The 23,216-nt window shown below is 35.3% G+C and carries 33 protein-coding genes; all 33 read left to right on the forward strand.

All coding sequences use genetic code 11. The annotated features are described in order from the left end of the window. Window positions 1–398: 398 nt before the first annotated feature. The 33 genes from C5Q98_RS01195 (at window position 399) to map (ending at window position 23,210) form a co-directional block, all read left to right on the forward strand. The gene (locus C5Q98_RS01195) at window positions 399–1,520 is read left to right on the forward strand and encodes an ABC transporter ATP-binding protein (protein ID WP_106011921.1); all 1,122 of its coding nucleotides are present in this window, start codon (window positions 399–401) and stop codon (window positions 1,518–1,520) included. A gap of 262 nt (window positions 1,521–1,782) precedes the next feature. After that, a complete protein-coding gene (locus C5Q98_RS01200) occupies window positions 1,783–2,889 on the forward strand; it encodes a PucR family transcriptional regulator (protein WP_106011922.1) in 1,107 nt (368 codons plus the stop codon). Window positions 2,890–2,912: 23 nt separating this feature from the next. After that, window positions 2,913–3,587, forward strand: a complete 675-nt coding sequence (ftsE, locus tag C5Q98_RS01205) for a cell division ATP-binding protein FtsE (protein ID WP_106011923.1) — start codon at window positions 2,913–2,915, stop codon at window positions 3,585–3,587. Window positions 3,588–3,607: 20 nt separating this feature from the next. Then, window positions 3,608–4,501 (forward strand): permease-like cell division protein FtsX, encoded by an 894-nt coding sequence (gene ftsX / locus C5Q98_RS01210; RefSeq protein WP_106011924.1) that lies wholly within the window; start codon window positions 3,608–3,610, stop codon window positions 4,499–4,501. Between the two features lie 164 nt (window positions 4,502–4,665). Further along, window positions 4,666–6,060 (forward strand): murein hydrolase activator EnvC family protein, encoded by a 1,395-nt coding sequence (locus C5Q98_RS01215; RefSeq protein ID WP_106011925.1) that lies wholly within the window; start codon window positions 4,666–4,668, stop codon window positions 6,058–6,060. 140 nt (window positions 6,061–6,200) lie between these two features. Then, a complete protein-coding gene (locus tag C5Q98_RS01220) occupies window positions 6,201–7,847 on the forward strand; it encodes a S41 family peptidase (RefSeq protein WP_106011926.1) in 1,647 nt (548 codons plus the stop codon). Between the two features lie 2 nt (window positions 7,848–7,849). Then, window positions 7,850–8,683, forward strand: a complete 834-nt coding sequence (locus C5Q98_RS01225) for a class I SAM-dependent DNA methyltransferase (protein ID WP_106011927.1) — start codon at window positions 7,850–7,852, stop codon at window positions 8,681–8,683. Window positions 8,684–8,685: 2 nt separating this feature from the next. Then, on the forward strand, window positions 8,686–9,639 hold the full coding sequence (gene hslO / locus C5Q98_RS01230) for an Hsp33 family molecular chaperone HslO (RefSeq protein WP_106011928.1): 954 nt from the start codon (window positions 8,686–8,688) through the stop codon (window positions 9,637–9,639). A gap of 62 nt (window positions 9,640–9,701) precedes the next feature. Further along, window positions 9,702–10,646 (forward strand): AEC family transporter, encoded by a 945-nt coding sequence (locus C5Q98_RS01235; RefSeq protein ID WP_106011929.1) that lies wholly within the window; start codon window positions 9,702–9,704, stop codon window positions 10,644–10,646. A 383-nt stretch (window positions 10,647–11,029) separates the two neighbouring features. Next, window positions 11,030–11,341: a 30S ribosomal protein S10 gene (rpsJ, locus tag C5Q98_RS01240; protein ID WP_158695666.1), complete on the forward strand. Its 312-nt coding sequence runs from the start codon at window positions 11,030–11,032 to the stop codon at window positions 11,339–11,341. Between the two features lie 110 nt (window positions 11,342–11,451). After that, window positions 11,452–12,096 (forward strand): 50S ribosomal protein L3, encoded by a 645-nt coding sequence (gene rplC / locus C5Q98_RS01245; protein WP_106011930.1) that lies wholly within the window; start codon window positions 11,452–11,454, stop codon window positions 12,094–12,096. Between the two features lie 17 nt (window positions 12,097–12,113). Then, window positions 12,114–12,737, forward strand: coding sequence for a 50S ribosomal protein L4 (rplD, locus tag C5Q98_RS01250; RefSeq protein ID WP_106011931.1), 624 nt, complete (start codon window positions 12,114–12,116; stop codon window positions 12,735–12,737). Then, window positions 12,737–13,090, forward strand: coding sequence for a 50S ribosomal protein L23 (rplW, locus tag C5Q98_RS01255; RefSeq protein WP_106011932.1), 354 nt, complete (start codon window positions 12,737–12,739; stop codon window positions 13,088–13,090). Before rplD ends, rplW begins: the two co-directional genes overlap by 1 nt. A gap of 21 nt (window positions 13,091–13,111) precedes the next feature. After that, window positions 13,112–13,939, forward strand: a complete 828-nt coding sequence (gene rplB, locus C5Q98_RS01260) for a 50S ribosomal protein L2 (RefSeq protein ID WP_106011933.1) — start codon at window positions 13,112–13,114, stop codon at window positions 13,937–13,939. An 11-nt stretch (window positions 13,940–13,950) separates the two neighbouring features. Next, window positions 13,951–14,235 (forward strand): 30S ribosomal protein S19, encoded by a 285-nt coding sequence (gene rpsS, locus C5Q98_RS01265; RefSeq protein ID WP_106011934.1) that lies wholly within the window; start codon window positions 13,951–13,953, stop codon window positions 14,233–14,235. A 7-nt stretch (window positions 14,236–14,242) separates the two neighbouring features. Continuing rightward, window positions 14,243–14,722 carry a 50S ribosomal protein L22 gene (gene rplV, locus C5Q98_RS01270; RefSeq protein WP_106011935.1) on the forward strand — a complete coding sequence of 160 codons (480 nt, stop codon included), beginning with the start codon at window positions 14,243–14,245 and terminating at the stop codon, window positions 14,720–14,722. A 14-nt stretch (window positions 14,723–14,736) separates the two neighbouring features. Further along, the gene (rpsC, locus tag C5Q98_RS01275; RefSeq protein ID WP_106011936.1) at window positions 14,737–15,459 is read left to right on the forward strand and encodes a 30S ribosomal protein S3; all 723 of its coding nucleotides are present in this window, start codon (window positions 14,737–14,739) and stop codon (window positions 15,457–15,459) included. Next, window positions 15,459–15,890, forward strand: a complete 432-nt coding sequence (rplP, locus tag C5Q98_RS01280; protein ID WP_106011937.1) for a 50S ribosomal protein L16 — start codon at window positions 15,459–15,461, stop codon at window positions 15,888–15,890. Before rpsC ends, rplP begins: the two co-directional genes overlap by 1 nt. After that, entirely contained in the window at window positions 15,880–16,083 is a 204-nt protein-coding gene (gene rpmC, locus C5Q98_RS01285) for a 50S ribosomal protein L29 (RefSeq protein ID WP_106011938.1), read from the forward strand. The genes rplP and rpmC overlap by 11 nt, the downstream gene beginning before the upstream one ends. A gap of 12 nt (window positions 16,084–16,095) precedes the next feature. Next, window positions 16,096–16,356: a 30S ribosomal protein S17 gene (gene rpsQ / locus C5Q98_RS01290; protein ID WP_106011939.1), complete on the forward strand. Its 261-nt coding sequence runs from the start codon at window positions 16,096–16,098 to the stop codon at window positions 16,354–16,356. A gap of 16 nt (window positions 16,357–16,372) precedes the next feature. Next, complete coding sequence (gene rplN / locus C5Q98_RS01295) at window positions 16,373–16,741, forward strand: 50S ribosomal protein L14 (protein WP_106011940.1); 369 nt, start codon at window positions 16,373–16,375, stop codon at window positions 16,739–16,741. 10 nt (window positions 16,742–16,751) lie between these two features. After that, the gene (rplX, locus tag C5Q98_RS01300; RefSeq protein ID WP_106011941.1) at window positions 16,752–17,096 is read left to right on the forward strand and encodes a 50S ribosomal protein L24; all 345 of its coding nucleotides are present in this window, start codon (window positions 16,752–16,754) and stop codon (window positions 17,094–17,096) included. Between the two features lie 14 nt (window positions 17,097–17,110). Next, on the forward strand, window positions 17,111–17,647 hold the full coding sequence (gene rplE / locus C5Q98_RS01305; RefSeq protein ID WP_106011942.1) for a 50S ribosomal protein L5: 537 nt from the start codon (window positions 17,111–17,113) through the stop codon (window positions 17,645–17,647). Between the two features lie 10 nt (window positions 17,648–17,657). Next, on the forward strand, window positions 17,658–17,843 hold the full coding sequence (locus C5Q98_RS01310; protein ID WP_106011943.1) for a type Z 30S ribosomal protein S14: 186 nt from the start codon (window positions 17,658–17,660) through the stop codon (window positions 17,841–17,843). Window positions 17,844–17,858: 15 nt separating this feature from the next. Beyond that, complete coding sequence (rpsH, locus tag C5Q98_RS01315; RefSeq protein ID WP_106011944.1) at window positions 17,859–18,254, forward strand: 30S ribosomal protein S8; 396 nt, start codon at window positions 17,859–17,861, stop codon at window positions 18,252–18,254. A gap of 57 nt (window positions 18,255–18,311) precedes the next feature. After that, the gene (gene rplF / locus C5Q98_RS01320; protein WP_106011945.1) at window positions 18,312–18,860 is read left to right on the forward strand and encodes a 50S ribosomal protein L6; all 549 of its coding nucleotides are present in this window, start codon (window positions 18,312–18,314) and stop codon (window positions 18,858–18,860) included. Between the two features lie 18 nt (window positions 18,861–18,878). Next, on the forward strand, window positions 18,879–19,247 hold the full coding sequence (rplR, locus tag C5Q98_RS01325; RefSeq protein WP_106011946.1) for a 50S ribosomal protein L18: 369 nt from the start codon (window positions 18,879–18,881) through the stop codon (window positions 19,245–19,247). Between the two features lie 17 nt (window positions 19,248–19,264). Continuing rightward, window positions 19,265–19,756, forward strand: a complete 492-nt coding sequence (gene rpsE / locus C5Q98_RS01330) for a 30S ribosomal protein S5 (protein ID WP_106011947.1) — start codon at window positions 19,265–19,267, stop codon at window positions 19,754–19,756. A gap of 13 nt (window positions 19,757–19,769) precedes the next feature. Then, window positions 19,770–19,949: a 50S ribosomal protein L30 gene (rpmD, locus tag C5Q98_RS01335; protein WP_106011948.1), complete on the forward strand. Its 180-nt coding sequence runs from the start codon at window positions 19,770–19,772 to the stop codon at window positions 19,947–19,949. Between the two features lie 13 nt (window positions 19,950–19,962). After that, on the forward strand, window positions 19,963–20,412 hold the full coding sequence (rplO, locus tag C5Q98_RS01340; protein WP_106011949.1) for a 50S ribosomal protein L15: 450 nt from the start codon (window positions 19,963–19,965) through the stop codon (window positions 20,410–20,412). 2 nt (window positions 20,413–20,414) lie between these two features. Then, complete coding sequence (gene secY / locus C5Q98_RS01345) at window positions 20,415–21,719, forward strand: preprotein translocase subunit SecY (protein ID WP_106011950.1); 1,305 nt, start codon at window positions 20,415–20,417, stop codon at window positions 21,717–21,719. 88 nt (window positions 21,720–21,807) lie between these two features. Next, the gene (locus C5Q98_RS01350) at window positions 21,808–22,446 is read left to right on the forward strand and encodes an adenylate kinase (protein ID WP_106011951.1); all 639 of its coding nucleotides are present in this window, start codon (window positions 21,808–21,810) and stop codon (window positions 22,444–22,446) included. A 2-nt stretch (window positions 22,447–22,448) separates the two neighbouring features. Then, window positions 22,449–23,210 (forward strand): type I methionyl aminopeptidase, encoded by a 762-nt coding sequence (map, locus tag C5Q98_RS01355; protein ID WP_106011952.1) that lies wholly within the window; start codon window positions 22,449–22,451, stop codon window positions 23,208–23,210. The last annotated feature ends 6 nt before the right edge of the window (window positions 23,211–23,216 follow it).

Here is a 23,216-nt window from a genome sequence, read left to right on the forward strand (position 1 = left end):
TTTTATTATTGTTGAAAATGCTGTCTTGTACAGCATTTTTTATTTTAATATTTAGTCGAATTTATTAGATATATATTAGACTATAGTGAATATGCACTAAAAAATATCGAATGTTTTGGATAGTCTAAAATTTAAATTGTGCTAAAATATGATTTAGTAATTCGTAAGTATCTAACTTTAAAAAGTTGAGATATGAAAAGAGTCAACAAAACTCATGTACACTAGGTTTTCTTGAGTTGTGCTGAAATATAGAGATAACATAAGTTTATTTTTCACATTGAAAAATCACCAAAAAACTACGATGTTATTTGTACACTTTAGCATATGGTATAAAAACGGTAGCCGTGGTAAACTTGATTCAAGAAAATTCGAAATGCAAAGAAAATTGGAGGTAATTTATGGCAACAGTAACTTTAAAGAATGTTGTAAAAGAATATGAGGGCGGAGTTATAGCTGTTAGAGACTTCAACCTAGATATTGAAGACAAAGAATTTATTATTTTGGTTGGTCCTTCTGGTTGTGGTAAAACTACAACATTGCGTATGATCGCAGGTTTGGAAGAGATTTCATCAGGTGAAGTATACATTGATGACGTATTAGTTAACGATGTTCAACCAAAAGATAGAGATATAGCTATGGTTTTCCAAAACTACGCTCTATACCCACACATGACAGTTTTTGATAACATGGCTTTCGGTTTGAAATTGCGTAAAACACCTAAAGATGAAATTAAGAGACGTGTTAATGAAGCTGCTAAGATTTTGGAAATCGAGCACTTATTAGATCGTAAACCAGCTGCTTTATCTGGTGGTCAAAGACAACGTGTTGCTTTAGGTCGTGCTATCGTTCGTAATCCTAAAGTCTTCCTAATGGATGAGCCTCTATCAAACTTGGACGCTAAACTACGTGTTCAAATGCGTGTTGAAATTACAAAATTACACCAACGCTTGGCTACAACATTTATTTATGTTACACACGACCAAACAGAAGCTATGACAATGGGTTCTAGAATCGTTGTTATGAAAGATGGTGTTATCCAACAAGTTGCAGACCCTACAACATTATATAGACATCCAAATAATACTTTCGTTGCTGGATTTATTGGAATGCCACCAATGAACTTCTTAAATACAAAAGTATTCAAAGATTCAAAAGGTATTGGTATTGAAGTTCACGAACACAAGATCTATTTAGATCAAGCTAAATATGACGTACCAGAAGTTAATGAATATGTTGGCAAAGCAGTTATCGCTGGTATTCGTCCAGAATCATTGAGCGATGCTCCAGCTAAAGTTGAAACAGCTAAACCAGCAGGTGCTGTATTCCCAGCAAAAGTTGACGTTGTTGAAAAACTTGGTGCACAATCATATGTTTATACAACAGTTGGTGATCTTATTATTACAGCTAGTGTTGACCCAATTCACTCACAAAGTAAAGTTGGAGATCAAATCGAATTAGCATTAGATCCACTACGTGTTGTATTGTTTGACAAAGAAACAGAAAATACAATTATTAGTTAATTTATTCTTAAATGAACTTTATTTAGTAATTTAACAAAAGGAGAGTGATTAAACTCTCCTTTTGCTTTTTAAATGAATGTGTTTTATCTGTTAAGAATATATAAGTTGAGCGAATAGTGGATTTTTTTGTTAAAATTAGAGACAAAGAAACTATTATCTCAATGTGGATTATTAAGTTATAATATTTTTGTAATGTACTTGAAATATTCTAGTAATATTGTCATAATGTTATGGAATTCTTCAGGTGGAGGGAGAAGACTCAATGGAAGAGATTACAAGATGTATTGAGCAAGCAGCAGCTATTTTAGATAGAACAGCTGGAGTCTCAGATCAAAGTGGTGTAGTTGTAGCTTGTACAGACTCATCAAGAGTTGGCAGTGTAAATAAATTAGCCGCAGAAATTTTTGCTAGTGATGATGCTTTTGCTGTTACAGGTGAGACATCCTATATGAAGTTTGGAACAGGTGATACTTTTGAGTATGTTTGCTTTATTGAAGGAACAGATCAATCTGCGCAAATAAACTTAGAGCTTTTAGTTAACTGGTTGAAGACAGTAGTAAAAGAAGAAGATCAAAATGATGAGCGTGAAGCTTTATTGAAGAATATTCTTTTGGAAAACGAATTACCAGGTGATATACCGCTAAAAGCTAGAGAGTATAGTATACCTTATGCTGCTATGAGAGTAGTCTATGTAGTTAGAGTCGCTGAAGAAAACAACTTAGATTCTCTTGAAGTAATGAGAAGTATGTTCCCTAACAGAAAAATTGACTTTGTTTTGGCTATGGATGAGAACAATATTGCATTAGTTAAAGAATTTAACCGTGGTGCAGATGAAGAAATCGGTGAGGTTGCAAGTCAAATTCAAGATACCCTAAATACTGAATCTATGACTAGTGTCAAGATTGCTATAGGTATGCCTACCGAAACACTCAAAGATTGTGCTAAGAGTTTTAGAGAAGCAACTTTAGCATTAACTATTGGTGGAATTTTCAATCCAGAGAAAAGTATTATTAGATACGATAAGTTAGGTCTTGGAAGATTGATCTATCAACTACCTCCAACACTATGTAAAATGTTCTTAGATGAAGTATTTGTAGATGGATCCTATGAAGAATTAGACTTAGAAACATTAACAACAATTGATACTTTCTTTGATAATGATTTAAACGGTTCAGAAACATCACGTCAATTATTTGTTCATAGAAATACATTAGTATATAGATTAGATAAGGCTCATAAGATTACTGGATTAGATGTAAGACAATTCGAGGATGCAGTCTTATTTAAATTAGCAACTATGGTTAGAAGATACTTAGAGTATTTACAAAAGACTACTGAAAAGAATTCTAACAAATGGTGGAAAGCTTAATAAATTAGAACTGGAAACAAGTTATGCTAGATTTTAAAAATGTTAGTATGTCTTATACAAAGCATTCAGACTTAGCTTTGAATGATGTTAGTTTTCACATAAATCCTGGAGAATTTGTCTTTGTTATTGGAGCAAGTGGTTCAGGAAAATCAACTGTTATTAAACTAATCAGTTGTGAAGAAGAGTTTCAAGATGGGGAAATTATTGTAGGTGGTACTAAACTAAGCAAAATTAAGAAAAGAGCTATACCTTATTTGAGAAGAAATCTTGGAATGGTATTTCAAGATTTTAGACTTATTGAGTCTAAAACTGTCTTTGAGAATGTCGCTTTTGCCATGGAAATACTTGGTAAAAGTAAGAGACAAATTTCAAGACAGGTACCATTAGTGCTGAGTACAGTTGGCCTTAGATCAAAAAAAGATGCATATCCAAATGAACTATCAGGTGGAGAGCAACAACGTGTAGGTATTGCTAGGGCACTAGTAAATAACCCTGATATTATTTTAGCAGACGAGCCTACAGGTAACTTGGATCCGGATACTAGTGAACAAATTCTTGGTGTTCTTAAAGATATTAACGAGAGCGGTACAACGGTTATAGTGTGTACACACGATATTTCTTTAGTTGAAAAAATGCAAGAGCGTGTAATTCAAATTAAAGATGGTTCACTATATAAGGATGTAGAGAAATACAGTTAGTAAGGCGAGTAGGATAGTAAATGAAGTTGAAGATTATTGGAAATTCATTCAAAGAGACAGGAAGAAATATAGTAAGACACCCATTTATCACTATTGCCTCTTTGACAACAATGACATTAATGTTACTAGTTTTAGGTTTTTTTATAGCCTTTTCCATGAATGCTAATAGTATGATGGATAGAATCTCACAGACACCACCTGTGGAGATTTGGTTAAGAAAAAATGTTAATAAAAATGAAATTGATAATATAGATAAGGCATTAGCTTCAAGTCAATATGTCTTGGAGTATAAATTGAAGTCTCCTCAAGATCATTATGATCAGTTTAAGGAGAGACTAGGTGAAGATGCTGAGTTGTTAAATAGTTTGGACCCTAAAATCCTGCCTTACTCATTTACCTTGAACCTGAAAAGTCCAGATATGATTGAGGACTTCCAAAAAGAAATTGAAGTACTTCCTGGAATAGATGAGGTTCAATATAGCGAAACTGTAAGAGAATTCATAATAAGTGCTTCGAAAGCAGTAAACTGGTTCTCTTTGATTGTTGTAGCTGTACTATTTACGATAGCCTTGTTAGTAATTTCTAACATGACAAGAATGTCTATATTAGCAAGAGCTGAAGAAATCAGCATTATGAAATATGTTGGTGCAACAAATACATATATACGAGTTCCTTATTTATTAGAAGGAGCAATTATTGGATTAATAGGTGGACTTATTGCTGGGGGAGCAATAGGTTTCGCTTATGTGCAAGTATATAAGATTGCAATGGTCAATACGCCTATAACAAGTCCTGTGGCATTATTGCAAATGCATGAAGTTATTCCTACAGTGATTTTAGTTCTGGTAGCTATAGGTGTAGTAGTCGGAGCTATAGGTAGTGGGCTATCTGTTAGAAAATATGTTAATGTTTAGATAATATTTATATTTAGACGCTAACTAATTAATATAATAAATCAGTGATTAAGAAAACACGACAAAGACAGAGCTTTAAAGGATTAAAGAAATTAAAGAATAATATTGAATATTTGTAATTGAAACTAGCTTTGACCAGTTGGTTTAATGGAGGTAAAGTTCAAATGAAGAATAATGGAAAGCAGAGAAAGAATAAATTTATAGCGGCAGCTTTGGCGGCAACTATGGTCTTTACAGTCATTCCAACTACTCAAGTATCTGCTAACAATAATGAATTTGCTAGCCAAGAACAGCTAGACGAGTTAGAGAGATTAAAAGAAAAAGAAAAAGAATTGGCTTCTGCACAAGCACAACTTGATGCTGATATGAATGCAGTTAAATCTGAGGTCGCTAACCTACAAAGTCAAAGTGCAGGTTTAAGCTCACAACTAGAACAATTAATGGCTGAAGACGTAGTTCTAAAAGAAGACTATGAAAGACTACAAAAAGAGCTAAAAGAAGCTGAAGAGTTCATGAAGGCTGCAATATCTGCTTATGAAGATGCTAAAGCAGATGTTGATGAGAAACAAAAAGAATATGAATTAAGAATGGTAGCTATGTATAAACGTAGTAACCAGTCATTCCTAGATATTCTAATGAAGTCAGATGGTATTAGCGGTTTCTTTACAAATCTTCAGTTGATTAGTGTAATTGCAAAATCAGACCAAGATGTTTTGCAAGAGTTAACTACAGCAAGAGAGACTGCTCAGGTCAAAAAGATGGCTGCAGAGGAAAGCAAGAAGCAATATGATGAATTCGTTGCAGCTAAAGCTAAAGAAATTGAAGAACTTGCTAAAGGTATAAGAAGTAAAGAAAGTGAAATCAGTGCTGTACAAAGTAATCTTTTGAATAGATCTTCTGATTTAAGTAACTTACAGGAACAATTTACTGTTAATGCACAGGAGCGTTCTAATATACAATCACAATCAAGTGATATTCAAGGTAAGATTGATGCACAAGCTGAAGCAACAAGAGCAGCTTGGGCAGAGGCTACTAGAGCTGGTGAGGCTGCAAGACAGCCATCAACTCCTGGTGGTGGTGCTGGTACAGTTGTTGGAAACCCAAGTAGTTATGGTCTAGTTCACCCAGCTCCTGGTACTTACGGAATTACTAGTTATTATGGTTGGAGAAGTTGGCCACTAAATCCTAGTGCAGGATATGATTTCCACTCAGGAATTGACTTTGGTGGTAACTTTGGTGATCCAGTAGTTGCTGCTAATGATGGTGTAGTTATCGCAGCTAATAATCCATTCCCAAATTCAAACTATGGTGGGTATTTCTCAGGCGTAGCAAATTACATAATTATTGACCATGGTAATGGTATGCAAACAGCTTACTGGCATTTGAAATCTGTAGAAGTCTATGTAGGACAAAGAGTAAGTAGAGGCCAAAGAATTGGTGGAATTGGTTCAACTGGTTACTCAACAGGACCACACTTGCACTTTGAAGTTAGATTCCCAGGATCTCCAAGTGCAGGAATTGGAAGTACTGTAGATCCGTATCCATACTTATTTAGTTAAGGTGAAGTGGTATTTCAGTTTAAGCTGTAAGAAAAATGAAAATACGCAAATCTAATTTTTACAAATTTTATTAGATATGGAATGAAAAAAGCTGATATCATATATTTTGATATCAGCTTTTGTGCATCTAGAGGTGTGAAATGAATAATAAAGATAATAAGTACAATAATGAAGATAATAATAACTATGATCCAAAGCAGAGTGAATCTGGCTATGATTCAGAGTATACTCATGGATCTTGGGATCCAAATGCTATGAGTAGACCAAGAGCAAAGTACGAATCAAGAGAGCCATTAGATTCTAGAAATGTCGATAAAAGTGATGCTAATAATGATTCAAGCGACACGAATGATTCAAATGGTTTAAATAACTCAAATGAATCAAATGATAATTTCTATAATGGCGGCTTTAATAATGATGGCCGAAGATTTCCGAATGAGCCTAATGACTTACAAGATGTGTACATCCGCATGAATGAACAAATAGCCAAGACCAGACAGCCTAACAATACAGTCTTTGTTGCATTAATAACTGCATTAATAACTGCAGTTGTAACAACTGTGTTGGTTTGGGGCCTAAGTAGAAGTGGAATATTACCAGGGGCAAATCTATCCGGGGGAAACTCAGGGGACTCTAATGTGCATACAATAGAAGGCTTAGGTCTTTCGATTCATACTGATGATCCTGATACAGAGCAAGAAGCTGACAAATTGGCTCAAATAGTAAAATTGTTGCAAGATAATTATTTTTCAACCTTAAGTTCAAAAGAAATTATTTCCTTTATGAGTAAAGGTATCTTGGACGCGGTAGACAATCCATATACTTATTATTTAACACCAGAAAATTTAGCGGATTTTCATGAATCTATGAAAGGTAATTACTATGGAATTGGTGCCAGTGTAAGGAAAACTGATGATGGAAAATATATGATTACTGAAATCATGGAAAATAGTCCGGCAGAGAAGGCAGGTCTCCAAAGAGGTGATGTAATAACCTCAGTGGCAGGTACAAGTGTTAGTGAATTTAAAGATGCTTCAGACTTAGCCAAAAATGTTAGAGGTGAAGCTGGTAGTTCAGTTGAAATTACAGTAATTAGAGATAACAAAGAAGAAACAATTAGAGTTATCAGAGGTGAAGTTGTTCAAAAAGTTGTAAGAACTAGAATGTTGGAAGACGGTATAGGCTACTTATATATATCAGATTTTACGATATCACTTCCTGAACAATTTGCTGAAGGTATGAATAAACTACTCGAGGCGGGCGCTAAGAATATTGTTTTTGATATGAGATACAACCCAGGTGGTAGTGCTGACTCATTGATTAAAGTTGTTGATATGCTTTTGGATGAAGCTAGAATTGCGGAGATCAGAGGTAGAGACCGAGGGGAAGCAATGAGAGAAACTTGGGACTCCAAAGATGGTAAGATGGTCCCTGATGATATGCGCTATGCAATATTAGTCAATGGCAATACTGCATCAGCAGCTGAATTATTCAGTGGTGCTTTGAGAGATCATGATAAAGCTGTGTTGATAGGAAGCAAAACTTTTGGTAAAGGTTCTGGAACTAGGATGTTTGAGTTGATTGACCATTCTGGTGCTAATATCACAATCTTTAATTACTATCTTCCAAAAGGTGATCTAATTGAAGGTAAAGGAATAACACCAGAAATTGAATCAGAAGGTCCAAGTATGGAAGTTTTGCAGAAAAAATCCATTTATGAACTTGAACCAACTGAAGACCCTGATTTGGAAAAAGCTATTGAATACCTTAAAGGCTTAGATAAATAAAGATGCTTGATTTCTATAGTGTAATTGCTGAATTGTATGAACAATTCCAAGATTTTGATATAAATAAGCTTCCAGAGTTATGGGCTACTTTCCTAGATACTGAGTATAAAAAATCAGTTGCAACTATTAATGAAGCTGACAGTGATTTTGTCAGATCAGAAGATCGGCTTGCATTAGATTTAGGATGCGGAACGGGTTCTGTGACTATGGCTTTAGCAGAAAAAGGCTGGCAAGTCATCGGAGTAGACAATTCCGCTAAAATGCTAGAGGTAGCTGAATCTAAAATTAATTACCAAATTAAAGATAATAGTTTTGTTGATAATAAAGATTACCTAACCGAAACTCTTAAGGTGAAGTTTGTTCTTCAAGATATACTTAATTTGGAGTTAAAAGAACAAGCTGATCTAATTTATACAAGTTTAGATGTATTTAACCACTTAGATGAAGAAGAATTATTAGACGTTCTACGAAATTCTTACACACAGCTAAAAGATGGTGGCATATTAATCTTTGACCTTCATTCTCTTGAATACATGCAGACTGATCTAGGAAATAATACCTATCATAGTGTTACAGACGATAATGTGATTATATGGGAGAATGACTTTTCTGAGTCAGATCTAACTAATGAGGCAGTTATAACTGTTTTTAAGAAAGAGGCTGACGGTAGGTTCAAAAGAGAATCTTCAAGCTTGCTTGAGTACTATCATTTTCCAAAGCTTGTGATTGAATATTTAGAGTTTCTTGGGATGAAAGTAGAATATATAAAGGATACTGAATTTACAGATATGTGGGACAGTAAACGTATATTTATTAAAGCAAGCAAGAGTTTATAAGAGTGAAAAAATTAGATTTAGAAAGAATTTTAGGTGAAAGAATGAGTGAATTAAATTTACATCCAGAAGGAGATTATATTGTTAGAGCCTTGGGCGTTAATTCTGAAGTTAGAATGACAGCAATACGATCAACAGAAACTGTTACAGCAGCAAGTGAAGCACATGACCTAAGTCCAATTGCAGCTGTTGCATTGGGACGTTTCATGTCAGGATTACAACTGATTAGCCAAGATCTTAAAAACCCAGGCGACTTATTATCAGGAAGTATTAAGTCAGATGGACCAATCAAGGGTATTACTGCAGTCGCTAATGAAGATGGAACAGTTAAAGGGTATGTAGATAATCCTCTAGTTGAGAGTGTATTCTATAACGACAAAAAGTTTAATTTGGCAGCTGCAATAGGAAATGGAAGTTTAAGTATCACTAGGAAACAGGCAGGAGCAAAGCCATATACAGGATCAGTTCCACTAATATCAGGTGAGATTGCAGAGGACTTGACATATTACTTATATCAATCAGAACAATTGCCAACAATTTTAGCCTTGGGAGTTTTATGTGATGAAAATGGTATTAAACATGCAGGTGGGTTTATGGTTCAAGCTCTCCCAGGAGCGAAGCCTGAAACTATAGACTATTTGGAACAGAGGATAGCCGGTTTCCCTGAGATTTCATATTTAATGGAAGAGGGATTTGACCCAGCTGAGATTCTTAACCTATTTATTGGTGCTGATATTGAATATCTTTCTGTTAAAGAGAGTAAGTTTTACTGTGACTGCTCTAAGGATAGAATGTATAATGCGCTATTAACTTTGGGAGCAGAGGACTTGTTAGAATTAAGTGAAGATGAGTCAGGTATTGAGTTAGTTTGTGAGTTTTGTAATAAAGTGTACAATTTCACACAAGATGAATTAAAAGCAATTTATTCAATAAGAAAAGAAGCTTTAGAGGGCAATTAATTAATTGTATATGTGAAGTTTCCTGAAATTAGATAGATATTCAAAGATTAGAAAAGGTTGTAATGGAAAATTTTATTGTAGCTGTTGAAGCTGTTTTACCACTGGTTGTGTACTTACTTTTGGGTGTTTGGCTTAATAAGAAGAAAGTGATCAGTCAAGATGGTTTTGCTGAATTCAATACTTTATTGTTTAATGTTTTGTTGCCTATTTTGGTTTTTGACAATATCTATAACGCTGATTTAAGGGATATTTGGACATCTAATACTCTTATATATATATCGTTGTTATATATATTAACTTTTCTATTGTTTATATATATTGTTTATGTAGTGGAGAAAGATAATAGAAAAAGATCTGTAATGCTCCAAGGTATAACTAGAGGAAGTGCTGTTCTTTTTGGTTTGCCTTTAGCTAATAATATTTTGGCCAGTTCACAGCTTGCGACTGTATCACTAGCAGCAACTTTAAGTATCCCATTTAATAGTATATTACCAATTTTTTGCTTCGTTATTTTTATGGAGGGAAAAGCAAGTTTTAAAGCTAGTCTTAAAAACTTAATTACAAATCCAATAATGGTGGCTGCGATAATAGGACTTTTGGTTAAGATGTTGGGAATTAATCTACCTCAATTCATCTTGAACTCTAGTAAAGGTCTATCAAGGGCCTCAACGCCGCTGTCATTTATCTTGTTAGGTGGAACTTTCAGATTAAGTACTTCAGGAATTAAAGATAAATCACTTTGGTTTACAGTTATAGCGAGGTTATTACTTGTTCCTGGGGTTGCATTAGCTATAGCGTATGTTTTAGGAATGAGAAATGCAGATATAATTGCTGTTCTAGTAGCTTCTGCAGGACCTACAGCAGTTTTAAGTTACCCACAAGCTGTATCAAGTGGTGGAGATGCTGAGCTAGCGAATAATATTGTTGTCTACACAACTTTACTTGCAATAATTACAGTAGTTGTTTTGCTAGGTGTGCTGTCATCCGTGTCTGCAATTCAGTTGTAAAAACAAAAAAGATAGATTTTGTTTTGTGCAAAATGACGAATTTGCAAAAAAATTAATCAAAACCTAAGAAAATAGGCAAAAAAAGCAATTTTTTACTTGAAGTTTATTCAGTTTAAATATAGAATGCTTAAGCACAGTTAATCGCAAAAGACGATTAAGACAGCTGAAGATTGCTACACTAGGAGCTGCAAACCTGTGGAGGGAACTTCGGTTGTACGTGGCTAGATCAAAAGATTTGGCGACAGGTGAAACTTTTAGATACTTACATTGGGATCACAGAAATGCGATTCCATATTTTTGTGAGGTCATATAAATTTAGTTTTGTTTTAGGATGAAACACCCGGAAAAGTAGCAACCTGTAGCAGCAGAAATAGGAGGGAAATATGGCTATAAGTCAAAAAATTCGTATTCGTTTGAAAGCATATGAACACAGAATTTTGGATGAATCGGTAGAAAGAATTGTTGAAACAGCAAACCGTACAGGTGCAACAGTTTCAGGTCCAATTCCTTTGCCAACAAAGAAAGAGGTTGTAACAATTTTACGTTCACCTCACGTTGACAAAGATTCACGCGAGCAATTTGAAATGCGTACACACAAACGTTTGATTGATATCTACGCACCAAATACCAAAACTGTAGAAGCTTTGATGAAGTTGGATATTCCAGCAGGCGTAAATATAGAAATTAAGTTGTAATCAGAATACTCTAGGTGAAAACCGTTTCTTCAATTTTTTAATAAAAAGAGAAGTAAGTATCTGGTAATGTTCGTAGAATAACGAACCAATAACCAAAGAAGGAGAAAATAATGAGTAAATTCATGTTAGGTAAAAAAGCTGGTATGACTCAAATTTTTGATGAAAACGGAAGTGCAATTCCTGTAACAGTCATCGATTGTGGACCAGTTACCGTAGTTCAAAAGAAAAATAAAGAAGTAGATCAATATGAAGCTGTAAAAGTAGCATATGACGAAGTAAGAGAGACTTTATTAAATAAACCTGACAAAGGTCAATTTGATAAAGCAGGTACAAAAACATTTCGTAATTTAGTAGAGTTCCGTGTCGAAGACTCAAATGCTTATGAATTAGGACAAGAGATAAAAGTTGACGAGATGTTCGCTGTTGGAGATTACGTAGACGTAACAGGTACATCAAAAGGTAAAGGATATGCTGGTAACGTTAAACGTCACGGTCAAAGTGGTGGTTTAGAAGATCACGGTTCTAAATATCACAGAGGTGTAGGTTCTCTAGGAGCATCAGCATCACCATCAAGAGTTTTCAAGGGTAAAAAACTTCCAGGTCAAATGGGTAACAAGAAAGTTACAATCCAAAACTTAGAAGTAGTTCTTGTAGATGGTGAAAGAAATATTGTTGTTCTTAAGGGTGCTATTCCTGGTTCTAATGGAAATGTTGTTAGTATTGCCGACACAGTCAAAGCTGGCAAACATAAATAGGATTAAGGAGACGTTAAATGGCAAAAGTAGATGTATTAAATTTAGCAGGTAAAGTTGTAGGCAATTACGAACTAGCTGACTCTATTTATGGTATTGAAGCTAAGGAAGATTTAATCTATCAAGTAGTTAAAGCTCAACTAGCTAATAAGAGACAAGGAACTTCAAAAGTTAAAAATAGAAGTGAAGTAAGTGGTGGTGGTAAGAAACCATGGCGCCAAAAAGGTACAGGTAGAGCACGTGCAGGTTCAATCAGAGCACCTCAATTCATCGGTGGTGGAGTAGTGTTCGGACCTACACCAAGAAGCTACAAGCTTTCAGTTCCTAAGAAACAAAGAAGAATTGCATTGAAGTCAGTCTTAAGCTTAAAAGCACAAGCAAATAACATTTATGTATTAGATGAAATTGCATTAAGCGAACCAAAGACAAAAGAAATTGCTAATTTCTTAAAATCTTTAAGTAACGAAGGTAAAGCTTTATTCGTACTAGAACATGATAATAAGGCAGCAGAACTTTCAATAAGAAACTTAGCAAATGCAAATTATGCACACTTCAATACAATTAATGTATATGACATTTTAAACAGCGATGTATTAGTGTTGACAAAAGCAGCCGCTGATAAAATCGAGGAGGTATACGCATAATGAAAAGTCCTTACGAAATAATTAAAAGACCTATTATTACCGAACGTTCAGCTGAAGGTATGGCAGATGGTCGTTATACTTTCGAGGTGGCAAAGAATGCTAAAAAACCTGAGATAAGAAAAGCGATTGAAGAATTGTTCGAAGTTAAGGTTTTAAAAGTTAACACAATGAACATTCCAGGTAAGAAAAAACGTGTAAATATGAACCAAGGTTACACTTCAGACTGGAAGAAAGCTATAGTTCAAATCGATACAAATCCAGAAGAATCTAAATACTTAGGTGAAGGTGGAAAAGAAGTTAAGTCCAACAGAAAATATAAGTCTTCAATTGAAGATTTAGGTTTTGGACAATAGACTCAGACAAGGAGATAAAATATGGCAGTTAAGAATTATAAACCAACTTCTCCTGCAAGAAGAGGAATGTCAGTCGTTGATTACTCAGGATTGACAAAGAAGAGCCCGGAGAAAAGATTAGCTAAATCTAAAAAAAGAGGTAGCGGTCGTAATAACTCAGGTAAGATAACCATTCGCTTTAGAGGTGGTGGTAACAAACGTAAATTACGTGAGATTGATTGGCGTAGAGATAAAGATGGAGTTCCAGCAAAAGTTGTTGCTGTTGAATATGATCCAAACCGTACCGCTTTCATCGCTTTATTACAATATCTAGATGGTGAGAAGAGATATATCTTACAACCAAAAGGATTAAAAGAAGGTGATAAAGTTCTTAGTGGCGAAACTGCAGAGATTAGAGTTGGTAATACTAAGAAATTAAAAGATATTCCTACAGGTACTATGGTTCACAATATTGAACTAAGACCAGGTTACGGAGCACAAATGGTAAGAACTGCGGGTGCAGGTGCTCAATTAGTAGCTAAAGAAGGTAAGTATGCAACCCTTAAGTTACCTTCAGGTGAATACAGATTAGTTCTACTAGAATGTAAAGCAACAATTGGTGTTGTTGGAAACGCAGAACATGAGAACGTAAACGTAGGTAAAGCAGGTAAGACAAGATATAAAGGTAAAAGACCTCACGTTCGTGGTGTTGTCATGAACCCTAACGATCACCCTCATGGTGGTGGTGAAGGTAAGTCACCAGTTGGTCGTCCAAGTCCAGTATCACCTTGGGGACAAAAAACATTGGGTTACAAAACTCGTAAGAAGAATAAACCTTCCAATAAATATATTGTAAGAAGAAGAAAGTAGGAGGAAAATAAATGAGTCGTTCAGCAAAAAAAGGCTTTTTTGTCGAAGAATCTTTAATTAAGAAAGTTCGTGCACAAAACGATGCAAATGAAAAACAAGTTATTAAGACTTGGTCAAGAGCTTCTACTATCTTCCCAGAGATGGTAGGACATACAATAGCTGTACATGATGGACGTAAACATGTTCCTGTATATATCACAGAAGACATGGTAGGACACAAATTAGGTGAATTTGCTACAACTCGCCTATTCCGTGGTCACAAACGTTCAGAGAAAAAAGTTGGATTGAAAAAATAGGAGGTAAATGATTTTGGAAAAGAAATATACTAAAGCATATTTAGAAGATAATCGCGAAGAAGTATTAGAATTATATGCGCAAAAGCACACAAAATCTAACCGTCCTGCAATTTTGACAAAGAAACAACGTAAAATTCTTGGAATTGGTAAAGACAGAGGTATTGCTAAAGTAAGTAACGTTAGAGTTGCTCCAAGAAAAGTACAAATTGTTTTGGATCAAATTAGAGATAAAGATGTACGTGAAGCAAGAGCTATTTTACAATACACAGACAAGATCGCTACTGAAGATCTAATCAAATTATTAGACTCAGCTGTAGCAAACGCTGTTAATAATAATGGTATGGCAGAAGATAGCTTATATGTCGCAATGTGCAACGTTGGTCAAGGCGTAACCCTAAAACGTTATAGACCACGTGGTAAAGGTAGTGCTTCACCAATCAACAAGAGAACAAGCAACATTACTATTGTTGTTAAGGCTAGAGATTAGGAGGTTACGAAATAATGGGACAAAAAGTTAACCCACATGGCTTTCGAGTAGGTGTTATTAAAGACTGGAGCACCAAATGGTATGCAGATAAGAAAGACTTTAGTAAATACTTGGTAGAAGATAAAAAAATTCGTGATTTCATTAAAAAAGAAGTTTACGATGCAGGTTTAGCTGATATTCATATCGAAAGAAAAGGTGATGACGTAACAACTCTAACTCTTTACACAGCAAAACCAGGTATTATCATTGGTCGTCAAGGTGCAGGTATTGAAGAGCTAAAGAAAAAATTGGCTAAAGAATTTAAGAAAGATTTCTTAATCAATGTCAATGAAGTACCAAATCCAGATACAAATGCTCAATTAATTGCTGAAAACATTGCAGCTCAATTGGAAAGACGTGTTGCTTTCCGTAGAGCAATGAAACAAAGCATTACACGTGCTATGAAGGCTGGTGCTAAAGGTATAAAAACTATGACAAGTGGTCGTTTAGCAGGTGCTGATATGGCACGTACAGAACAATATGATGAGGGTACAGTTCCTCTACATACATTACGTGCTAATGTAGACTATGGTTTCGCTGAAGCAGATACTCAATACGGTATTATCGGTGTTAAAGTTTGGGTCTACAAGGGCGATGTTCTAGACGGTAAACTACACTCAATCGCTACTGAACCAGTTAGAAAACAAGGTCGTGGCGATAAGCGTAGAGGTAATAACAGAAGAGGAGGAAATAAATAATGTTACTCCCTAAGAAAGTTAAATATAGAAAACAACACCGTGGCCGTATGAAGGGTAAAGCTACTCGTGGTAATAAAGTTACATATGGTGAGTACGGTTTAGTTGCACTAGAACCGGCATGGTTAAAAGGTAACCAAATAGAATCCGCTCGTATTGCTATCAACAGAAGAATGCGTCGTGGTGGTAAACTATGGATTAAGGTTTTCCCAGATAAATCAGTTACTAAAAAACCTGCTGAAGTTCGTATGGGTGCTGGTAAAGGTTCACCAGAGTTCTTCGTAGCAGTTGTAAAACCAGGAAGAGTTATATTTGAAGTAGCTGGTGTTTCTGAAAGTGTTGCAAGAGATGCTCTTAGATTAGCAAGTTATAAATTGCCATTTAAGACAAAAATAGTTAAAAAAGGTGAGGAGGGCGTAGTAAATGAAGGCTAATGAATTACGTGAAAAAAGCACAGAAGATTTAAATGTTGAGTTAGCTGAACTAAGCAATGAATTATTTAAGCTACGTTTCCAAAATGCAACTCATAATTTGGATAATCCTGCACAATTGAAACATGTTAGAAGAGATATCGCTAGAGTAAAAACAATTTTACGTGAGCGTGAAATATCTCTAGAGAATAAATAAGGAGGAGTTTAAATGGCTATAGAAAGAAATTTACGTAAAAGTCGTGTTGGTATAGTTGTTTCCAATAGTATGGATAAAACAGTTATAGTGGCCGTAAACGAGTTGAAAAAACATCCTCTATACAAGAAGCATGTTAAGACAACTAAAAAGTTTGCAGTGCATGATGAAAATAATGAATGTAACGTCGGTGACCGTGTAAAAATCATGGAAACTAGACCTTTGAGTAAAACAAAATCTTGGAGATTAACCGAGATTATTGAAAAGGCTAAGTAGAAGGAAGGAGATTAATATGATACAAGTAGAATCTATACTTCATTCTGCAGATAATACCGGAGCCCGTACACTAAAATGTGTTAAGGTTTTGGGAGGTTCTAAGAGAAGATTCGCAAGCATTGGTGATGTTATTGTATGTTCAGTTCAAGAAGCAGCACCTGGTGGCGTAGTTAAAAAAGGTGAAGTTGTAAAAGCTGTAATCGTTCGTACAAAGAAACCTATTAGACGTAAAGATGGTTCATACATTAAGTTCGACGAGAACGCAGCAGTTGTAATTCGTGATGATAAGAACCCAATGGGTACACGTATTTTTGGCCCAACAGCTAGAGAATTACGTGAAGGTGGATTCACAAGAATCTTATCCTTGGCTCCAGAGGTACTATAAGGAGGAAACTATGGCAAAGAAAATACATGTAAAAAAAGGTGATACTGTCTACGTTCTCTCCGGTAAGGATAGAGCTAAAACAGGTGAAGTTCTAGAAGTTTTCCCTAAAACAGGTCGTGTACTTGTAGAAGGTGTTAATATTGTTGCAAAACATAGAAAACCTCGTAGAATGGGTGAAAGTTCAGGTATATTTGCAGAGGAAGCTCCAATAGATAGCTCAAATGTTATGTTAGTAGATCCAAAAACAGGAGAACCTACAAAAGTTGGAGTTAGAATCAATGATAACGGTGATAAAGTCCGTTACGCAAAAAGAAGTGGTAACGATATTGATGTTATCACCGCAGCTAAGAAATAAGAGAGGTAGGGATAATGTCAAGATTAAAAGATAAATATGTAAATGAAGTTGCCCCTGCTTTAAATGAAAAGTTTGGCTATAAATCAGTTATGCAAACTCCAAAATTGGAAAAGATTGTTCTTAACATGGGTGTTGGTGACCGTGAAAATAGCAAAACTGTAGAGCATGCAGCAGAAGATTTGACACTTATAGCAGGTCAAAAAGCTGTTATTACTAAAGCTAAGAAATCCATAGCAAACTTCCACTTACGTGAAGGTATGGAAATCGGTACTAAAGTAACTCTAAGAGGCGAAAGAATGTATGAATTCTTAGATAGATTCATCAGTATTGCAGTTCCACGTGTTCGTGACTTTAGAGGTTTATCTGCAAATTCATTCGATGGTAGAGGTAACTACTCAGTTGGTATGAAGGAACAATTGATTTTCCCTGAGATCAACTACGATAATATCGATCAAATTAGAGGTTTAGATATTAGTATCGTTACAACAGCTGAAACAGATGAGGAAGCATACGAATTATTGAAATTATTTGGCTTCCCATTCGCAAGATAAGGAGATAATAATGGCAAAAACATCTAAAAGAGTTAGTGGAGCAAGAGAAGCTAAATTCTCAACAAGAAATCATAACCGTTGTAAGTTGTGTGGTCGTCCACGTGCTTATTTACGTAAGTACGGAATTTGCCGTGTATGTTTCCGTGAACTAGCATACAAGGGTGAAATACCTGGTGTGCACAAGTCAAGTTGGTAATCGGGAGGTACAAATATGCAAAGCACAGATAAAATAGCAGATATGTTAACAAGAATTCGTAATGCTCAAAGAGCTCATCACGAAACAGTTGACGTTCCTGCTTCAAAATTAAAAAATGAAATTGCTAAAATTTTATTAGATGAAGGTTATATTAAATCTTTTGAAGAAGTGGAAGCAGAACCACATAATGTTATTAGAATTACTTTGAAGTATTTACAAGGTAGAGCAGCTATAGGTGGTATTAAGCGTATTTCAAAACCAGGTTTGAGAATATATAGTCAAGTCAATGACTTGCCACATGTTCTAGATGGTCTAGGAATTGCAATTATATCAACTTCTAAAGGCTTAATGACAGACAAGACTGCACGCGAAGAAAATATCGGTGGAGAAGTGTTAGCCTACGTTTGGTAGTCTTTACACTCTGAAAGGGGCCTCATAGGCTCGCAATCTTAAGAGGAGGAAATTTATATGTCACGTATAGGTAATAAACCAATTGCTGTTTCTAATGACTTAAAGATTAATATTGATGACGAAAATCATATTATCGAAATTTCAAATGGTAAAAACAGCTTAAGTCAAGAATACGCAGACGTAATTGACGTTAAATTAGGAGAAGGCGAAATCGTCGTCTCAAGACAAAATGACGAGAATACAAGTAAAGCTCTTCATGGTTTATATCGTTCATTAATCCATAACATGGTTGTTGGATTAACAGAAGGTTATAAGAAAACTTTAGATATCAATGGTATCGGTTTCAGAGCTAACTTAAGTGGTAAAAAGCTAGAATTACAAATTGGATATTCACATCCTGTTGTATTTGAAGCTCCAGAAGGTATCGAATTCGAACTACCAACTCAAACTCAAATTATTGTAAAGGGTTATGATAAACAATTAGTTGGTGAAGTTGCTGCTAAGATCAGAGCAAGTAGAATTCCTGATGTATACCACGGTAAAGGTATTAAATATTCAGACGAAGTCTTACGTATTAAAGAAGGTAAGACAGGTGCTAAAGGTTAATAGAAAGGTGCATGTTAAATGATTAAGCAAATTAATAAGAATAAAAATCGTCAAAGAAAACATGCTAAGATACGTCGTACCCTAAGTGGTACAACAGAAATTCCTAGAATTTCAGTGTATCGTAGCAATAAGCATATATATGCTCAATTGATTGATGACCAAAATGCGACAACATTAGTTAGTGCATCTACTTTAGACTCAGAGTTAAATCTAAGTGACGGCAATACAGGTTCAGTTGCAGCTGCAAAAGCAGTAGGTGAACTATTAGGAGAAAGAGCTAAAAAAGCTGGTTTCGAAAAAGTTGTATTTGACCGTAGTGGATACATTTACCATGGTCGTGTGGCAGCTTTAGCAGATGGTGCACGTTCAGCAGGACTTGCATTCTAATACGAGGAGGAATACTAATGGAAAATAAATATGAACCAGAAATTATGGACCGTGTCGTAAGTATTAGCCGTGTTGCTAAGACTGTTAAGGGTGGTCGTAACATGAGATTCCGTGCACTCGTAGTTGTCGGTGATGGACATGGTAGAGTTGGTGCTGGAATCGGTAAGTCAATTGAAATTCCTGAAGCTATTCGTAAGGCTAAGGAAAGTGCAATTAAAAGCATGGTAGATGTTACTACTGATGGAACTACAATCCCACACAGATACATAGGTGAGTTTGGTGCTGGTAAAGTTTTAGTTATGCCAGCTAAACCAGGTACAGGTGTTATTGCAGGTGGTGCAGCTCGTGCTGTTGTTGAATTAGCTGGTATCAAAGATATTAGAACAAAATCTTTAGGTACAGCAAACCCACTTAATGTTGTTAATGCTACAATAGACGCTTTAGGTAAATTGAGAGCAGTAGAAGATGTAGCTAAAACTCGTGGTAAGAATCCAGAAGAGATTTTATAGGAGGTTCCGCGAAATGGCTAAATTGAAAATAACACTTAAGAAAAGTAAAAATAACAGATTGACTAAGCACAAACGTACATTGGAAGCGTTAGGATTGAAAAAAATTGGTCAATCAGTAGAACATGAAGATACTCCTGCACTACGTGGTCAATTAAGACAAGTTGACTACTTAGTTGAAGTAGAGAGTTTATAGGAAGGAGCTAAACATGAAGTTAAATGATATTAAAGCTCCAGCAGGCGCAACCCATAACACTCAACGTAAAGGTAGAGGTGATGGATCCGGTCGTGGTAAGACTTCAGGTCGTGGTACCAAAGGTCAAATGGCAAGATCAGGTAGTCGTAGACGCTGGGGATTTGAAGGTGGACAAACTCCTTTATTCCGTAGATTACAAAAACGCGGATTCAATAATAAAAACTTTGAAACAAAATATGTAGAAGTGCCAGTTTCTAGACTGAACGTTTTTGCAGATGGTGATGTAGTAGATTTAGCAACAATTAAAGAAAAAGGTGTTGCTAACTTTGATCACAAACAAGATAAATTAAAAATTATCGGTAATGAAGAACTTGACAAGAAGCTAACAGTTAAAGCAAGCAAGTTTACAAAATCTGCAAAAGCAAGTATAGAAGCGGCGGGAGGCGTCGCTGAGGAGGTATAGATATGTCAAGCATTGGAAATACCTTGAAAAAGGCTATTAATGTTCCAGAATTGCGTAAGCGCATATTTTATACACTGTTAATCATAATCATTTATCGTGTGGGTGCACACATTCCTGTTCCAGGTATTAACCGTGTTGCATTCACCAACTTGATTAATAGTTTTGGTCAATTAGGACAAATGATGGATATAATCTCTGGTGGTGCTTTAGCCTCAGTTTCTATTTTTTCATTAGGTGTCCAACCTTACATTACAGCGTCAATTATCATTCAGCTATTGACAGTTGCAATACCTTCTTTGGAAAGTCTAGCTCAACAAGGCGAAACAGGAAGAAAGAAGATACAAAAGATCACAAGATATACAGCAGTAGGTTTAGCAGCAGTTATGTCATTTTCATTCTGGTTTGCTACTCGCTCAGCTTCTGTAAGTAATCTGCCAATGTGGTTAAATGCAATATTAGTAATATCAACATTTACTGCAGGTACAATGATTGTAACTTGGTTAGGGGAATCAATTAATGGTAACGGTGTTGGAAATGGTGTTTCAATTATCATTTTCACTGGTATTATTGCTAAGATTCCTGACATGTTAAGAGCATTATGGTATACAGTAAGAGCATGGGACGTAAATAACAATTGGGGTCCAATTGTAGCAACAGTTCTATTGCTAGTATTTATAGTTGCAGCATTAGCATTGTTATCATTTGTTATATTTGTTCAACTAGCTGAAAGAAGAATACCAGTACAATATTCAAAACGTGTTGTAGGACGTAAACAATATGGTGGTCAAAGTTCATATTTACCAATTAAGGTAAACCAATCTGGTGTTATGCCAGTAATCTTTGCCTCAGCAATTGCATCCTTACCTTCATTGTTAGTAAGTTTGTTCTGGCACAATAGTAATAATGGTGTGGTAAACTTTTTCCGTACATTTGGTGCTAACCCTCTTTATTATGTAATCATGGCATTGCTAATATTAATGTTTACTTTCTTCTATTCATTGATCTCATTCAATCCAATTGAGATTTCAAATAATTTACAGAAGAATGGTGGTTATATCCCAGGTATCAGACCAGGTAGACCTACATCAGAATTTATTCAAAACACTTCAAATCGTTTGAATTGGTTTGATGCATTATTCTTAATAATTGTTACATTACTACCTACATTAATAGGTACAATTACAAATACAAGCGCAATTTGGATGGGTGGTACATCTATCATAATTATTGTCGGTGTATGTGTAGAGTTACAAAATCAATTAGAATCAGAAATGACAATGAAGAGTTACAAAGGTTTCTTAAAATAGATGATAATAACAATGTAAAAATTGAAAGATCATTCAAAGCCTTACCTGGCTTAGGTGAGGCTTTACTTAATTTTAGTAAGGAGAGATTATGAGACTAATACTTTTAGGTGCACCGGGTTCCGGAAAAGGTACAATAGCAGGAGAGATTAGCAAGAAATTTGGCATAAGTCACGTTTCTACAGGCGACCTTTTCAGAAAGAATATCAAGGGCAATACTGCTTTAGGTCAAGAAGCTCAAGCATACATGGAAAAAGGTGAACTAGTTCCTGATGAGTTAACTATTCGTATGTTGGAAGATAGATTCAGTGAGGCTGATGTTGAGAATGGATTCTTATTAGATGGTTTTCCAAGAAATATTGCTCAAGCTGATGCTTTGCAAGAACTGTTGCAAGGAAGAGATGAGAAGTTAGATGTAGCTTTAAATGTTTTTGTTCCATACGACATTATTAAAGAGAGAATCTCCGGTAGAAGAATTTGCAGCAATTGTGGTGAAGCCTTTAATATTTACTTTGATAAACCAAAACAAGAAGGCATTTGCGATAAATGTAATTCTGAGTTAATTCAAAGATCTGATGACAACGAAGAAACTGTTGTTAAGAGATTGGAAACTTACGAAGAGCAAACAAAACCTCTTATTGAATATTATGAAAACTTAGGAATTCTAAAGACTATTGATAATAGTGGTGAGTTAGAAGAAACACTAGAAAAACTTTGGCAGGAACTATAATTATGATTAGCATTAAATCTAAATCAGAAATTATTAAGATGCGTGATGCAGCTAAGTTACTTGTAGATGTAATGTATGCAATGCATGATGCAATTAAACCTGGTATCAGTACTTTTGAATTAGACAAAATTGGTCATGATGTTATAAAAAAAGCTGGTGGTGATGCTCCTTGTCTAGGGTATGCTCAACCACCTTATCCTGCAGCAACCTGTATTTCAATAGATGAAGAGGTCGTACACGGTATACCAAGGAAAGATAAAATACTTCAACCTGGACAGATTGTTAGTATTGATTTAGTAGTTGGATATAATGGTTGGATGGCTGATGCTGCAAGATCATTTGGAGTTGGTGAATTAGATCCAGAAAAACAAGATCTAGTAGATACAGTAAAAGCATGTTTCTATGCTGGTTATGAAAAAGCAATTCTAGGAAATAGAATTGGTGATATAGGTGCAGCTGTACAGAAGGTAGCAGAAGATAAAGGCTATAGTGTCATTAGGGAATTTGTAGGACATGGTATTGGAACAGAAATGCATGAAGATCCACAAGTGCCAAACTATAAGACAGTTCGAAGAGGCCCAAGATTGCAAGAAGGAATGACTATTTGTATAGAACCTATGATTGCAATGGGTAAAGCGGATGTTTATCTAGAAGAAGATGGTTGGACTGCTGTAATGAGAGATAAGAAACCATCAGCTCACTATGAGAACACTATTGCATTAACTGCCGACGGTCCAGAGATTTTAACAGAGATGAAGTTTTAGAGGAGG

Source organism: Fastidiosipila sanguinis (genome assembly GCF_002998295.1).
Lineage (GTDB): Bacteria > Bacillota > Clostridia > Saccharofermentanales > Fastidiosipilaceae > Fastidiosipila > Fastidiosipila sanguinis.

Coding starts and splice junctions, on each gene's coding strand:
- C5Q98_RS01195 (WP_106011921.1), top strand. CDS start 399: ATGGCAACAGTAACTTTAAAGAATGTTGTAAAAGAATATGAGGGCGGA.
- C5Q98_RS01200 (WP_106011922.1), top strand. CDS start 1,783: ATGGAAGAGATTACAAGATGTATTGAGCAAGCAGCAGCTATTTTAGAT.
- ftsE (WP_106011923.1), top strand. CDS start 2,913: ATGCTAGATTTTAAAAATGTTAGTATGTCTTATACAAAGCATTCAGAC.
- ftsX (WP_106011924.1), top strand. CDS start 3,608: ATGAAGTTGAAGATTATTGGAAATTCATTCAAAGAGACAGGAAGAAAT.
- C5Q98_RS01215 (WP_106011925.1), top strand. CDS start 4,666: ATGAAGAATAATGGAAAGCAGAGAAAGAATAAATTTATAGCGGCAGCT.
- C5Q98_RS01220 (WP_106011926.1), top strand. CDS start 6,201: ATGAATAATAAAGATAATAAGTACAATAATGAAGATAATAATAACTAT.
- C5Q98_RS01225 (WP_106011927.1), top strand. CDS start 7,850: ATGCTTGATTTCTATAGTGTAATTGCTGAATTGTATGAACAATTCCAA.
- C5Q98_RS01235 (WP_106011929.1), top strand. CDS start 9,702: ATGGAAAATTTTATTGTAGCTGTTGAAGCTGTTTTACCACTGGTTGTG.
- rpsJ (WP_158695666.1), top strand. CDS start 11,030: ATGGCTATAAGTCAAAAAATTCGTATTCGTTTGAAAGCATATGAACAC.
- rplC (WP_106011930.1), top strand. CDS start 11,452: ATGAGTAAATTCATGTTAGGTAAAAAAGCTGGTATGACTCAAATTTTT.
- rplD (WP_106011931.1), top strand. CDS start 12,114: ATGGCAAAAGTAGATGTATTAAATTTAGCAGGTAAAGTTGTAGGCAAT.
- rplW (WP_106011932.1), top strand. CDS start 12,737: ATGAAAAGTCCTTACGAAATAATTAAAAGACCTATTATTACCGAACGT.
- rplB (WP_106011933.1), top strand. CDS start 13,112: ATGGCAGTTAAGAATTATAAACCAACTTCTCCTGCAAGAAGAGGAATG.
- rpsS (WP_106011934.1), top strand. CDS start 13,951: ATGAGTCGTTCAGCAAAAAAAGGCTTTTTTGTCGAAGAATCTTTAATT.
- rplV (WP_106011935.1), top strand. CDS start 14,243: ATGATTTTGGAAAAGAAATATACTAAAGCATATTTAGAAGATAATCGC.
- rpsC (WP_106011936.1), top strand. CDS start 14,737: ATGGGACAAAAAGTTAACCCACATGGCTTTCGAGTAGGTGTTATTAAA.
- rplP (WP_106011937.1), top strand. CDS start 15,459: ATGTTACTCCCTAAGAAAGTTAAATATAGAAAACAACACCGTGGCCGT.
- rpmC (WP_106011938.1), top strand. CDS start 15,880: ATGAAGGCTAATGAATTACGTGAAAAAAGCACAGAAGATTTAAATGTT.
- rpsQ (WP_106011939.1), top strand. CDS start 16,096: ATGGCTATAGAAAGAAATTTACGTAAAAGTCGTGTTGGTATAGTTGTT.
- rplN (WP_106011940.1), top strand. CDS start 16,373: ATGATACAAGTAGAATCTATACTTCATTCTGCAGATAATACCGGAGCC.
- rplX (WP_106011941.1), top strand. CDS start 16,752: ATGGCAAAGAAAATACATGTAAAAAAAGGTGATACTGTCTACGTTCTC.
- rplE (WP_106011942.1), top strand. CDS start 17,111: ATGTCAAGATTAAAAGATAAATATGTAAATGAAGTTGCCCCTGCTTTA.
- C5Q98_RS01310 (WP_106011943.1), top strand. CDS start 17,658: ATGGCAAAAACATCTAAAAGAGTTAGTGGAGCAAGAGAAGCTAAATTC.
- rpsH (WP_106011944.1), top strand. CDS start 17,859: ATGCAAAGCACAGATAAAATAGCAGATATGTTAACAAGAATTCGTAAT.
- rplF (WP_106011945.1), top strand. CDS start 18,312: ATGTCACGTATAGGTAATAAACCAATTGCTGTTTCTAATGACTTAAAG.
- rplR (WP_106011946.1), top strand. CDS start 18,879: ATGATTAAGCAAATTAATAAGAATAAAAATCGTCAAAGAAAACATGCT.
- rpsE (WP_106011947.1), top strand. CDS start 19,265: ATGGAAAATAAATATGAACCAGAAATTATGGACCGTGTCGTAAGTATT.
- rpmD (WP_106011948.1), top strand. CDS start 19,770: ATGGCTAAATTGAAAATAACACTTAAGAAAAGTAAAAATAACAGATTG.
- rplO (WP_106011949.1), top strand. CDS start 19,963: ATGAAGTTAAATGATATTAAAGCTCCAGCAGGCGCAACCCATAACACT.
- secY (WP_106011950.1), top strand. CDS start 20,415: ATGTCAAGCATTGGAAATACCTTGAAAAAGGCTATTAATGTTCCAGAA.
- C5Q98_RS01350 (WP_106011951.1), top strand. CDS start 21,808: ATGAGACTAATACTTTTAGGTGCACCGGGTTCCGGAAAAGGTACAATA.
- map (WP_106011952.1), top strand. CDS start 22,449: ATGATTAGCATTAAATCTAAATCAGAAATTATTAAGATGCGTGATGCA.